Origin of the sequence: Pseudomonas sp. MB-090624, assembly GCF_003205245.1 — a bacterium.
In the GTDB taxonomy this organism is placed as follows: Bacteria; Pseudomonadota; Gammaproteobacteria; order Pseudomonadales; family Pseudomonadaceae; genus Aquipseudomonas; species Aquipseudomonas juntendi.
Genome location: NZ_QJRK01000049.1, coordinates 42,335 through 54,728, shown reverse-complemented (window position 1 = coordinate 54,728; position 12,394 = coordinate 42,335). Strand labels below are relative to the sequence as shown.

At 63.3% G+C, this 12,394-nt stretch carries 13 protein-coding genes and 1 pseudogene; 6 read left to right on the top strand and 8 right to left on the bottom strand.

Annotated features, from left to right (window positions below; genetic code table 11):
- Positions 1-128 precede the first annotated feature (128 nt).
- Positions 129-1,055, top strand: a pseudogene (locus DMX12_RS23545) (alkaline phosphatase family protein); the annotation flags it as partial.
- 82 nt (positions 1,056-1,137) lie between these two features.
- Here DMX12_RS23545 and rssC read toward each other — a convergent pair.
- A complete protein-coding gene (gene rssC, locus DMX12_RS23540; protein WP_110679583.1) occupies positions 1,138-1,620 on the bottom strand; it encodes an anti-sigma factor antagonist RssC in 483 nt (160 codons plus the stop codon).
- Positions 1,617-2,798 (bottom strand): two-component system response regulator RssB, encoded by a 1,182-nt coding sequence (gene rssB / locus DMX12_RS23535; protein WP_054911660.1) that lies wholly within the window; start codon positions 2,796-2,798, stop codon positions 1,617-1,619. Before rssB ends, rssC begins: the two co-directional genes overlap by 4 nt.
- A 280-nt stretch (positions 2,799-3,078) precedes the next feature.
- Between rssB and DMX12_RS23530 the strand changes: the two genes are divergently transcribed.
- Positions 3,079-3,378: a PilZ domain-containing protein gene (locus tag DMX12_RS23530; protein WP_009686303.1), complete on the top strand. Its 300-nt coding sequence runs from the start codon at positions 3,079-3,081 to the stop codon at positions 3,376-3,378.
- A gap of 60 nt (positions 3,379-3,438) precedes the next feature.
- Here DMX12_RS23530 and DMX12_RS23525 read toward each other — a convergent pair whose 3' ends face one another.
- Positions 3,439-4,146: a VacJ family lipoprotein gene (locus DMX12_RS23525; protein ID WP_054904171.1), complete on the bottom strand. Its 708-nt coding sequence runs from the start codon at positions 4,144-4,146 to the stop codon at positions 3,439-3,441.
- Positions 4,147-4,345: 199 nt separating this feature from the next.
- Here DMX12_RS23525 and DMX12_RS23520 point away from each other — a divergent pair, with 199 nt between their 5' ends.
- Both DMX12_RS23520 and DMX12_RS23515 read left to right on the top strand, forming a co-directional pair.
- Positions 4,346-4,909 carry a phosphonoacetaldehyde phosphonohydrolase-related protein gene (locus DMX12_RS23520; RefSeq protein ID WP_110679582.1) on the top strand — a complete coding sequence of 188 codons (564 nt, stop codon included), beginning with the start codon at positions 4,346-4,348 and terminating at the stop codon, positions 4,907-4,909.
- A gap of 122 nt (positions 4,910-5,031) precedes the next feature.
- Positions 5,032-5,295 (top strand): DUF4404 family protein, encoded by a 264-nt coding sequence (locus DMX12_RS23515; protein WP_009686300.1) that lies wholly within the window; start codon positions 5,032-5,034, stop codon positions 5,293-5,295.
- A gap of 43 nt (positions 5,296-5,338) precedes the next feature.
- Here DMX12_RS23515 and queF read toward each other — a convergent pair whose 3' ends face one another.
- Positions 5,339-6,169: an NADPH-dependent 7-cyano-7-deazaguanine reductase QueF gene (gene queF, locus DMX12_RS23510; RefSeq protein WP_110679581.1), complete on the bottom strand. Its 831-nt coding sequence runs from the start codon at positions 6,167-6,169 to the stop codon at positions 5,339-5,341.
- 68 nt (positions 6,170-6,237) lie between these two features.
- Entirely contained in the window at positions 6,238-6,783 is a 546-nt protein-coding gene (locus DMX12_RS23505; protein WP_110679580.1) for a plastocyanin/azurin family copper-binding protein, read from the bottom strand.
- A 199-nt stretch (positions 6,784-6,982) separates the two neighbouring features.
- On the opposite strand from DMX12_RS23505, the gene cinR reads away from it, so the two are divergent.
- Positions 6,983-7,663, top strand: a complete 681-nt coding sequence (gene cinR / locus DMX12_RS23500; protein WP_009686297.1) for a two-component system response regulator CinR — start codon at positions 6,983-6,985, stop codon at positions 7,661-7,663.
- Positions 7,660-9,003, top strand: coding sequence for a heavy metal sensor histidine kinase (locus tag DMX12_RS23495; RefSeq protein ID WP_110679579.1), 1,344 nt, complete (start codon positions 7,660-7,662; stop codon positions 9,001-9,003). Before cinR ends, DMX12_RS23495 begins: the two co-directional genes overlap by 4 nt.
- Positions 9,004-9,056: 53 nt before the next feature.
- On the opposite strand, the gene DMX12_RS23490 is transcribed toward DMX12_RS23495, so the two are convergent.
- The 3 genes from DMX12_RS23490 to DMX12_RS23480 form a co-directional block, all read right to left on the bottom strand.
- The gene (locus tag DMX12_RS23490) at positions 9,057-10,298 is read right to left on the bottom strand and encodes a lipoprotein-releasing ABC transporter permease subunit (RefSeq protein WP_009686295.1); all 1,242 of its coding nucleotides are present in this window, start codon (positions 10,296-10,298) and stop codon (positions 9,057-9,059) included.
- 61 nt (positions 10,299-10,359) lie between these two features.
- The gene (gene lolD, locus DMX12_RS23485; RefSeq protein ID WP_172828393.1) at positions 10,360-11,043 is read right to left on the bottom strand and encodes a lipoprotein-releasing ABC transporter ATP-binding protein LolD; all 684 of its coding nucleotides are present in this window, start codon (positions 11,041-11,043) and stop codon (positions 10,360-10,362) included.
- Positions 11,044-11,050: 7 nt separating this feature from the next.
- Complete coding sequence (locus DMX12_RS23480) at positions 11,051-12,301, bottom strand: lipoprotein-releasing ABC transporter permease subunit (protein ID WP_110679578.1); 1,251 nt, start codon at positions 12,299-12,301, stop codon at positions 11,051-11,053.
- Positions 12,302-12,394: the final 93 nt, after the last annotated feature.

Sequence of the window (12,394 nt, the reverse complement as noted above, 5' to 3'; positions counted from 1 at the left end):
CCCTATGGACAATTCTGTAAAAAATGTCCATATTTGAGCTAGTCCATATGGACTAGCTGTGATTTCGACGGAAACGCTGCATTTTCTAGCTTCCAGTTGCTGTCCATACTCCTCAGGCTTCCGACTGAGACGCCCACGACATCACCGACGACTGGAACCTGTCGGCACAATGGGAGCAGACCGCCTACGGCCACCCGTTTTCACGACGGATCATCGGCAATGCCCTGCTCGGCTACCTGTTGTGCCAGGCCTGGGGCAATGCCCCGGACACCTGCAAGCCGCTGCTCGGCCAGTGCCAGGCACTGACCGGCGACAACCAGGACGCAGTGATCGGTGAGCTGCTGCGCTTTCAGGGCTGGCAGTTCAGCCTGCCTACCGAGCCGCCCTTGCTGGTGCTGGACACCCGTACCCGCCGCTGGCGTAGCGAAAGCAACCTGGCCAGGCCATCCGGCCTGCTGGACTGGGAAGCGTTGAGTGAACTGCAGCAGGCGCTGCTCGATCACCCATCGGCAGTCATCGTTTCACCGGCGCCGATTTTCGGCGTGAAACTGATCGAGACGGTGCAGAAGGTCTTCAGCTGGCTGGGCTACCCCTTGCTGGTCGACGCCGAAAACTGGATGGCCCACCGCGGGGCGGCGCAGGTCATCCTCAACATATTCCGCCACTCGCGCACACCCGGGCACTACGTGGTGCTGTCGGGCGATGTGCACTATTCGTTCGTCTACGAAGTGCTGATTCGCCACCGCCAACGCAGCCCGCACTTGTGGCAAGTGACCAGCAGCGGCATCAAGAACGAGTTCCCCCGGCGCCTGCTGGACGTGCTGGACCGCCTCAACCGCTGGCTGTACTCGCCGCGCTCGCCGCTTAACTGGTTTACCAAACGCCGGGAAATGGAGGTCGTGCCACGCACGCCCAGCCACAGCAAGGCCGGGGAACGGCTGTGGAACGGCGCGGGGCTGGGGCAGGTGTTTTTTGATCGGCAGGGGCGGCCGGTACGCGTGTATCAGCTAGATGCGGGTGGCGCGCAGGCAACCGAGTTTATCGGGGGCCCGTAGCCAGGCAGCGTGGCCAGCGCGTGGGCCAGGCTCTTGCGAAGTGGCGCCGCTACAATCGCGCACGCCCCCCAAGGCACAGTGCCTAGCTGCGCTCCAGCGCATTCACCAGGTCATGGAACGCTTCGCGGTTGGAGTCATTCAGGCCCATGAGGATCTTGTGCGCCTCTAGCACCTTGGAACGCACCACGTCTTCGTTCTGGTCCTGCGACGGCAGGTCGGTCAGGCACTCGGGGCAGGGAATTGGCCGATCGACGATATTGAACACCTGATCGAAGCCCATCGATTGCAGCAGCCGGGAGATGTCCGGATTGGTGGTCACCACCGTCGGCAGCCGGCCTACCTTCTGGCGCGACAGGATCGACAGCTTGGCCAGCAGGCCCAAGGTGGTGCTGTCGATGCTCTCGGTTTCGGTCAGGTCGATGACAATGGCCGAGAAGTTCAGCGCCGTGAAAATCTTCTCGATCGTTGCATCCAGCGCCGAACACAAGGTCAGGCGCACTTCACCGACAAATTTCAGTACAAAGGTACCGCTCTGCTCGGCGAACTGGATTCTACCGGTACTCATTGAAGGTTCCTGCTTAACACCAATAGGGCGATATCATCCGGCATCTCCCCAAGCGTAGCCAATCCAAAACGTTGACGCAGCCCATCCAGGCTACCACCTGCTGCCTTGACGATCTCCGGCAAGGCGGCTTCTTTATCTTTGAGCGTATCACCCGGCAAAAGGTCCAGAATGCCATCGGACATGAGGCTGATGCTGAATTGTGGCGGCAGCTCCACGACCAGGTCCTGGTAAGTGGCCTCGTCAAACAGCCCCACCGGCAGGCCACGGCCTTCCAGGTAGCGGGCATTGCCTGGGGTGTACAGCACCGGCAGCGGCAAGTGGCCGCCAACGGCGTAGGTCAGCAGGCCCGAATCCTCGTCTATCACGCCACCTACCATGGTCACGTGCTTGCCCAGCTTGCTGTTGATCAGGCCGCGGTTGATGTGGCTGAGCACTTCCGATGGCTTGAACTCACGCATCTTGTTGCGCTTGAGTTCGAACATGAGGCGTGTGGTCATGAATTTCAACAGCACGGTGACAAAGGCCGACGACGCGCCATGCCCTGAAACATCGGCAAGGTAAAAGGCGATCCGCCGGTCATCGACGCGGAAGTAGTCGACGAAATCACCCGACAGGTACAGCGACGGGATGATCTGATGCTCGAAGGCGAACTCGCCGGCACCCCACGGGCTTTCCGGCAGCATGTTCATCTGCACCTGGCGGCCGGCGGTCTGGTCTTCCTGCAGCAGGTGCAGGCTGGCCTCCAGTTCGCGGTTGGCGGCTTCGAGCTTGTCGCGGTAGCGCTGGTTTTCCAGCACCAGGCGCGAGCGGTCGAGGGCGCGGCGCACCGAGTGCTCCAGTACGGCCAGGTCTTCCAGCGGCTTGATCAGATAGTCGGCAGCCCCCAGGCGCAGCGCCTCCACCGCATCACTCATGACGCCGGCACCGGACACCACGATCACCGGCACCTGCGGCGCACGCTCGCTGACCTGGCGGATCAGTTCGAGCCCGCCCATCTGCGGCATGCGCAGGTCGCAGATCACGAGGTCGGGCTGGTGCTCTTCGAAGACCTGAAGCCCCTGCTGGCCATTACCGGCCTGGAGCACGCTGAAACCACTGTCTTCAAGATACGCGGCGAGGCTCGCACGGACCACGTCGTCGTCATCGATGATCAGCAGCGTTGCACTGGTATTCTGCATGTGGGCGAACGGCGCCGATTTAGGTTGGTGCAGCGGTGTCGGCAAGGCAGACGGCCAGCTACGGGAATTCTTTGTGGTCATACTCTACTTGAGTTGTAGGACAAGAACACCTGCCCGGCAACTGTCGGCAACTGTGAGAGCAACCTTGTAAGGCGCAGACGGTACTCCCATCCGCCAGGGGTTTCAAGCATGCGTGGGTCGACCTCATCGCTCTTTACAGGGCAAATCGCCGGGAGTTATAAGAAAGTCGACCAGCGCAACCCGATGGGAAGGATGCAGCATGCCCCACACGCCCTCCAGCCACAGCGAGAAACGCGATTTCATCCGCATGCGCATCGACGCCGAAGTGAGCTTGTTGCACGAAGGCCAGGTCATCGCCGCGCGCTGCCTGGACCTGTCCAGCGGCGGCATGCAGGTGCAGGCGCCAGAGCATTTTCAGGTAGGTCAGCAGCTCGAAGTGCGGATCGACTCCGACCACCCGGCCTTGAAGGGGCTGCACGCCAGCACCGAGGTGGTGTGGATCGCCGACCAGCCAGGCGGGCAGCAGAAGTTCGGCTTGAGGATACTGGCAATGCATTGAAGCGGCGCCCGAAGCCGGCAGGGGCGGCGTAGCCCGGGCGCCCCTGCACAGCATGAACGGTCAGAAGTCGTCTTCGACTTCGCCATCCTTGACCTTGAACTCGCGGTTCTGCAAGTAGGCATTACGAATGAAGATGTACTTGTCGCCTTGGATCAGCTTCTCGGCCGACAACAGGCTGGCGCGGGTGTCGATCACGTCCAGGGCGAAGATCGAGTTGCGGGTCGGCACGTGGTCTATGTATCGGTAAGGCTTGGTATAGGTGTCCGGGTACCTGGCCACGCCATCACGCACGGTGCTCGGGCCCAGCAGCGGGATGACCACATACGGGCCACTCGGCACGCCCCAGTAGCCCAGGGTTTGGCCGAAGTCTTCGTCGCTGCGCTGCAGGCCCATCTTGGTGCCCACATCGAAAAACCCACCCAGGCCAAAGGTGGTGTTGACGATCAGCCGCGCAGTGTCCACGCCGGCTGCGTGGGGCTTGAGCTGGAGGATGTTGTTGGCCAGGTTGGTCACATCGCCCAGGTTACGGAAGATGTTGTGGATACCGTCTTCGAGAAACTGCGGGGTAACGGCCTCATAGCCCTTGGCCAACGGCTTGAGGGCATAGGTGTCGACCGTATCGTTGAAACGGAAGATCGGGCGGTTGACCGCTTCCCAGGGATCTTCCTCGGTGGCCGCCTGGGTGGCGGCCACGGGCGCCAGCAGCATGCCGGCACAGACACAGGCCTGGGTGACTCGATCGATCACACTGGCACCGATCCTACGCATAGATGTCTCTCCATCGGGTTTCTCGACCGCCAGCGCACGGGTCGCGTGGCGTTAAGGCGGCAGTATAGAGGCTTACGGGCTGTTAGACAGCTTTACACATTTTTGCTCAATATTTTGTGAACAACTGTTGCACCAGCCCCCGCTGTCACAGGGCGGTAACAATCAGCCAATAGCCTGCGGCGTATTTGGGGACGCCGCCATGCACGCTACACCCGCCCTCACCGCTGTGCTGTTCGGCCTGCGCGGTTGCCTGGTACAGAGTGCCAAAGGCGCACCCGCACCGGCCCCCGGCGCGCTGGCCATCCTCGCCAACCTGCATCAGCGCCACGTCCCCTGTATCTGGCTGGATGAGCTGGCCGACCCGCCGAGCCAGCGCATGGCCCAGGTGCTGCCTGACTGGCTCCCGGGGCTTACGGTGACCGACCCGGGCTTGCCAGCACCCAATGCCTGCTGGCAAGCACTGATGCAGCTGGGCAGCCAACGCCTGGCAGGCTGTGTACTGGTCAGCGGCGACCCGCGGTTGCTGCAGGCGGGGCTCAACGCCGGGCTGTGGACGATCGGCCTGGCTGCCTGCAGCCCACTGTGCGAACCCGGTTCCGCCCAATGGCAAGCGCTACCCCCTGCGGAGCAGGACCTGGCGCGCGGCAAGGCGACCCTGGCGTTGTTCAGCCTGGGCGTGCACTCGGTGATCGACCACCTGGAAGCGCTGGATACCTGCCTGCAGGACATCGCCCGGCGCCGTGCCAAAGGTGAAAAACCCTGATACAGCCATGTTGACGCGGATCATGCAAAGCAGCGGCAGGTGGATTACGCTGAAAGCAGGCCAGAACCTTTGCCGCTTCGCTGAGGTCCATGGCTAGCCAAGCCATTGATGGAGAAAAGCCAATGCCTGCCCGCGAATTGCAAGAGCGCCTGAACACCTTGCGCGAGCAACTGGACCGTAACGTACCGCTTTCGGAAGAAGAGCTGGCCGCACTGCACGAAGAAGCGCGCCAGATCGAGGCACAGCTGAAACTGGAGGAAGCCACCCCGGACAACAACCTGGTGGATGGCGTGAACCTGGCGATCGAGCGCTTCGAGGCCGAACACCCCGACCTTACCGCCACCCTGCGCAGCATTGCCAACTCGTTGCACAGCATGGGGATCTGACACCACGAAGGGGTGCATTGCACCCCTCCTGCGTTCCCAGCCCTTACTGGCGAACCAGCCGCTGGTTATCCGGGCTGATAGCACCGGTGCTGCGGTACGGGTTGATATCCAGCCCCCCGCGGCGCACATACCGTGCATACACGGTCAGGTGCTCCGGCTGCAGCAAGTGCTTCAAGTCCAGGTAGATACGCTCCACACACTGCTCGTGGAAGTCGGCATGCTGGCGGAAGCTGATCAGGTAGGTCAGCAAGCTGGCGTGGTCCAGCGCCCTGCCCTTGTACTCGACGACCACGCTACCCCAATCCGGCTGCCCGGTAACCGGGCAGTTGGACTTGAGCAGGTGGCTGTGTACGGTTTCTTCAACCACCCGCTCAGGGCAGCAGCGCAACAGCTCTGGCTGCGGCTGTGCGTAGTTGCTGATGGCAACGTCCAACGCATCGATGCACAGACCGGGCAACGCCACCACCCCCTGGGCCTCGACCTCTGCCAACGTGCGCACCTTCACCCCAACCGGCTTGCCCGCTGCCGCCGACAGGTCCTTCGCCAGGCATGCCTGCAGCTCGTCGAGGGTGGCGAAGACTGTCTGGTTCAGCGAGTTGAGGTACAGCTTGAACGACTTGGACTCGATGATGTTGGGCGAATCGGCCGGAATGGCGAACTCACCAATCGCCACCACAGGCTTGCCAGAAGGCAGCAGCCAGCTCAGCTCAAAGCAGTTCCAGTAATCCACACCGTGCCACGGCAAGGTCTGGGCGGTAACACCCAGCTCGGCCCACTTGGCCGTACGCGGGATCGGGAACAGTTGCTCCGGGGAGTAGGTAGCGACGTATTCGCTGGCTTTGCCCAGCGGGGAGTGTTCGGCAGCGGGATGCATGTAAACTGACCTGGAGGTTCGGAATTGCCCCTAGTCTACCGGTTTTGCACCCCGCCTTGCAGGCCCCGTCACTCGATGGTCAGTGCCCCGACCATACCGGCCTGGTAGTGCCCCGGCACATTACAGGCGAACTCGATAGGCGCCGACTTGCGGAAGGTCCAGGTCAGTTCGGCGCGCTGGCCAGGCATCACCAACACCGTGTTGCCGCCGCCGTGCGCGTGCCCACCGCCGTGATCGCTCATCTGTTCATGGCCCATCATTTGCCCAGGGGCCATCGCCTGGCCATGGTCCATGCCCTGGTGGTTCATGCCCTCATTGAACAGCTTGCCTTGCATGGCAAGCATTTCCTTCTGGTGTTCGGCGTGCATGGCCTTGTCGCCCAGGTTGAATTCGTGTGGCAGCTTGCCTTCATTCACGAGCACGAAGCGTACGGTTTCGCCAGCTTTTACCTGCAGGCGCTTGGGCTCGAAGGCGATGTCCTTGAGTACCACCTCTACAGTGCGGGTGGCCTTGGCCGCCGGGGCTGGCTCGCCGAAGGCAAAGGTGCCGGCCTGGCCGGCTAGGGCCGGCAGGCTGGCCATGGCAAGGGTGGCGGCGAGGAACAGGCGTTTCATGATGACTCCGGGAATACACGACGGGTGCAGCCACATTAGTCACCGGTGACTGGCAACTGGCTGACAGCAAGATTACAACTTTGTCAGGTTGGGCATGCAGACACATCGTCACGTATCATTTCAGCCACCCCTGCGGCTTACGCACGGGGCGCGCCCGTTTCCAGCGCCACCGCAAGCCAGCTGAAACCTTGGTACCTCTATGAAACTGCTGATCGTCGAAGACCAGGCCCGTACCGGCCAGTACTTGCGCCAGGGCTTGAACGAGGCCGGCTTCGCCACCGAACTGGCCAGCGACGGGGAAACCGGCCAGTTCCTTGCCCTGAGCGGCGACCACGACCTGCTGATCCTGGATGTGATGCTGCCCGGTCGCGACGGTTGGCAGATCCTGCAGGCCGTGCGCCAGGCCGGTCGGGATACGCCTGTGCTGTTCCTGACCGCGCGCGATGCCGTCGAGGACCGGGTACATGGCCTGGAGCTGGGCGCAGACGATTACCTGGTCAAACCGTTCGCCTTTTCCGAACTGCTGGCGCGGGTGCGCAGCCTGCTGCGCCGTGGCGCCAGCCCGAGCCAGGACACCACCCTGAGCCTGGCCGACCTGCGCCTGGACCTGATCCGCCGCCGCGCCGAACGCGCAGGCAGCCGCATCGACCTGACCGCCAAGGAATTTTCCCTGCTGGAACTGTTGTTGCGCCGGCAGGGCGAGGTGCTGCCCAAGTCGCTGATTGCCTCACAGGTGTGGGACATGAACTTCGACAGCGACACCAATGTGATCGAAGTGGCAATCCGCCGCCTGCGCCTGAAAATCGACGACCCGCACCCCAACAAGCTGATCCACACCGTGCGCGGCATGGGCTATGTACTCGAAGAGCGGCCAGCGTGATGCGCCGGGTATCCCTCGGTAGCCGCCTGGCGCTGCTGTTCGCCGCCTGCACCGCCGCGGTTTCGCTGGGCGCCGGCCTGTTGTTCAACCGGGCCAGTGAGCAGCACTTCATCGAACTGGATCAACAACTACTCGCCTCACGGCTGTCGCTGCTGCGCACGCAACTGGCCGGCATCCATAACGCCGAAGCGCTGAAGGCGCGCCTGCCCACCCTGCGCGAAGCGCTGAGCCATCAAGCCGACCTGGCCTTGCGCATCAGCGGCGCCGACGGCACGCCCTGGTTCGCCAGCCGCAGCGGCCTGCCGCCGGCAGTGCTGCCGACCGGGCTGGGCACCCAGCATGCCCAAGGGGCGGACTACCGCAGCCTGACCGCGCCCTTGGCGCCGGGCAGCAACGCATCGCCACATCTGGTGTTGTACCTTGATATCACGCACCACCAGCATTTCCTGCAAGGCATGCAGCGCCTGATCTGGCTGACCGTCGGCCTGTCGGCGCTGGCCACCGCGCTGCTGGGCGCCTGGGCGGCCCGCAGCGGTCTGCGGCCGTTGCGGCAAATGGGCCAGGTGGCCGCTGGGGTGTCGGCTCGCTCGCTCACCACCCGCCTGCCAGTGGCCCAGATGCCCGAAGAACTGGCCGAGCTGGCCAGCACCATGAACGCCATGCTGCAGCGCCTGGACGATGCGTTCCAGCGCCTGTCGGCATTCTCCGCCGACATCGCCCACGAGCTTCGCACACCGCTGTCCAACCTGCTGACCCACACCCAGGTCACCCTCACCCGCCCGCGCAGCCTGGAAGAATACCGCGAGGCCCTGCATGGCAACCTGGAGGAGCTGCAATGGATGGCGCAGATGATCAATGACATGCTGTTCCTCGCCAAGGCCGACCATGGGCTGCTGGTGCCTGGGCAAGCGCCACTGGCACTGCATGAGGAAGTGGATGCGCTGCTGGAATACTACGCACCGCTGGCCGAAGACGGCGACGTGCAGATGCTGCGCGAAGGTGAGGCCATGCTGCACGGCGACCGGCACATGCTGCGCCGGGCCCTGTCCAACCTGCTGGATAACGCCCTGCGCTTTACCCCGGCAGGCGGGCAGATACGGGTGGCCCTGGCAGCGGGGCCCAGCATCAGCGTGGCCAATACCGGCGTGGCCATCGAGCCCGCGGCCCTGCCACGGCTGTTCGACCGCTTCTACCGGGTAGACCCGGCACGGCGCGAGGGCAGTAGCGAGCATGCCGGCCTGGGGCTGGCGATTACCCGGTCGATCGTGCAGGCCCATGGCGGCTGCATTCGCGCGGAGTGCGCGCAGGGGTGGACGCGCTTCGTGATCGAATTCACGTAAGGCCGTTGAAACAGGCTGCCTTGCAGCCCGCTGCGCAAGCCTTTCGCTGTGGCTCAAACGGCCAGGCCAATCGCCGGCTGCACCTGCGAAGCCCGGTAGGCCGGGTAGATGGTTGCCAAGAAGCTCATCACCAGCCCGGCGGTGCAGATCATCAGCACATCGCTCCCCTCCAGCTGCGACGGCAAACTGCTGACGAAGTACACATCCGAGGTGAAGATGTGCTGCCCGCTCACCCGCTCCAGCCAGCCGACGATCTGGCTGACGTTCAGCGCGGCAATCACGCCCAGCACCCCGCCAATCAGGGTGCCGACAATACCGATCAGGCTGCCCTGGACCATGAACGTACCCATGATCTGCGCTGGCGTGGCGCCCAGGGTGCGCAAAATGGCGATGTCCGGGCCTTTGTCGTTCACCACCATCACCAGGGTGGCGATGATGTTGAACGCCGCCACTGCAATGATCATCATCAGCAACAGGCCGATCATGGTCTTTTCCATCTTCATCGCACTGAACAGGCTGCCCTGGGTGTGCGACCAGTCATCGGCACGGTAGGCATCGCCCAGCCCGGCGGCGATGGCCTTGGACACCTGCGGCGCGGCGTACAGGTCGTGCAGCTTCAGGCGCACGCCTTGCACCTGGCCCGGCGCCCAGCGCTGCATCTGGCCAGCATCGGCCATATGGATATAGGCCTGCGAGCCATCCAGTTCGGCGCCAACCTTGAAAATGCCGACCACGGTCAGGCGCTGCATGCGCGGGGTGATACCACCCGGCTCCTTGCTGATTTCCGGCACGATCAAGGTCAGCTTGTCGCCGGTATTCAGGCGGAAACGGCGGGCCGTGAGCTCACCGATGACCACGCCGAACTCACCGGGCTGCAGGTCCTGCAAGCGGCCCTGGACGATGTGCTGGCCGACGATGGAGACCTTGCTCTCCTCGGCCGGGTCGATACCGCTCACCTGAATCGGCTGCATCGCGCCCTTGTACGAGAGCATGCCTTCCATTTCGGTAATGGGCGCGGCGGCCATCACTGCCGGGTTCTGCAGCGCCGCATCGGCAACCTTGTGCCAGTCGTCCAGTGGCTGCACCCCGAGGATGGCGGCATGCGGCACCAGGCCCAGGATGCGCGAGCTCATTTCGCGCTGGAAGCCGTTCATCACCGACAGCACCACGATCATCGCCAGCACGCCCAGCGACAGGCCGATCATCGAGGTCATGGAGATGAACGAGATGAAGTGGTTGCGGCGCTTGGCTCGGGTGTAGCGCGCGCCGATGAAAATGGGCAAGGGTCTGAACATGTACGAAATCACCCAATGAAAACAGGAAAACGGGGCAACGCCTGTTGCCCCGTACAGTCGCTCAGATTGCCACCAGGTGGCCGTCGTCGAGCTTCAATACACGGTCCATCTGGCGCGCCAGGCTGAGGTCGTGCGTTACCACCAGGAACGCTGTGCGCGAAGCACTGGACAGCTCCTGCATCAACTCCTGAATGCCCTGGGCAGTATGGTGGTCGAGGTTGCCGGTAGGCTCGTCGAGCATCACCAGGCCAGGGCGGTTGACCAGGGCCCGGGCAATGGCCACACGCTGGCGCTCGCCACCCGACAGCTCGGCCGGCTTGTGGTTGAGGCGGTGGCCCAGGCCTACGCGCTTGAGCAGTGCTTCGGCCCGCTCACGGGCCTCGGGGATGGGCGTGCGGCCGATCAGCAATGGCATGCACACGTTTTCGATGGCGGTGAATTCCGGCAGCAAGTGGTGAAACTGGTAGACGAAGCCCAATTCACGGTTGCGCAGCAGGCCACGGGCACGCTCACCCAGCGCCGACAGCTCTTCGCCCGCCAGCCAGACGCTGCCCTGGGTGGGCCTGTCAAGGCCGCCCAACAGGTTCAGCAAGGTGCTCTTGCCAGAGCCCGAGCTGCCGACGATGGCAATGCGCTCACCGGCGTGCAGCTCCAGGTTGAGGCCGGACAGCACCTGTACCGACTCCGGGCCCTCGTCGTAGGACTTGCCCAGGTTGCGGCAACTCAGAACGGCTTTATCACTCATGCGCGACTCACTCATAACGTAGCGCCTCGGCAGGCTGGGTGCGGGCCGCACGCCAGGCCGGGTACAAGGTGGCGAAGAAACTCAGGACCAGCGCCGCGCCACAGACCATGTACACGTCCTGGGCCTGGATCTGCGACGGCAGGTAATCGATGAAATACACGTCGGCATTGAGGAACTTGTGCCCGATCAGTTTCTCGATGCCGGCGATGGCGGCACTGACATTCAGTGCGGCAAGAATGCCGACCACGGCGCCGATCAGGGTACCGATCACCCCGATCACCGTGCCCTGGACCATGAAGATGAGCATGATTTGCCCGGGCGTCGCGCCGAGGGTGCGCAAGATGGCGATGTCGCCACGCTTGTCGTTGACCACCATCACCAGCGTGGAAATGATGTTGAACGCGGCCACCGCCACGATCAGCAGCAACAGCAGGCCGATCATGGCTTTTTCCATGCGGATCGCCTGGTACAGGTTACCGTGGGTACGGGTCCAGTCACGGCTGTAGAACGCCTGGTCACCCAACTGCTGGGCAATGCTCCAGGCTACCCGCGGCGCCTGGAACAGGTCGTCGAATTTCAGGCGCAGGCCCTGCACCTGGTCGGGCTTCCAGCGGTGCAGGCGCGACAGGTCGCTGATGTTGGTCAAGCCCAAGTAGCCGTCGATCTCGCCCGCGCCAACGTGGAAGGTGCCGACCACGGTGAAGCGCTTCATGCGCGGGAACATGCCGGCCGGGGTCACGCTGACCTCGGGGGCGACGAAGGTGAGCTTGTCGCCAATGGCCACACCCAGCTTGGCCGCCGCCTTGTCACCGATCATGATCCCCCACTCGCCCGGCGCCAACTGGTCCAGGCGCCCCTGCAAGACAAAGTTGTCGATGATCGACACCTCGCGCTCGCGGGCCGGGTCGATGCCATTGAGCAGCGCTTTCTGCACCTTGCCATCGTGGGTCAGCAGGCCTTGCATCTGGGTGAACGGCGCAACCGCCACCACCTGCGGATTCTGCTTTACTTGTTGGGCAAGGGCCTGCCAATCGGCAATGGGTTGGCCGCTCTCCAGCGTGGCATGCGGGATCATGCCCAGCACGCGGGTACGCATCTCGTGGTCGAAACCGTTCATCACCGACAGCACCACGATCATCACCACCACGCCCAGGGCGAGGCCGATCATCGAGGTCAGGGAAATGAACGAGACGAAGTGATTGCGACGTTTGGCACGGGTATAACGCGTACCGATAAATGCGAAAAGAGGTCTGAACATGTCGGGGCTTGTTCGGATGAAAGGGAACGTCCTTGTGGCGAGGCGCCTACGGCGGCTTTACACTCGGACCACCGCCGCTACCTTGGGTTCGCC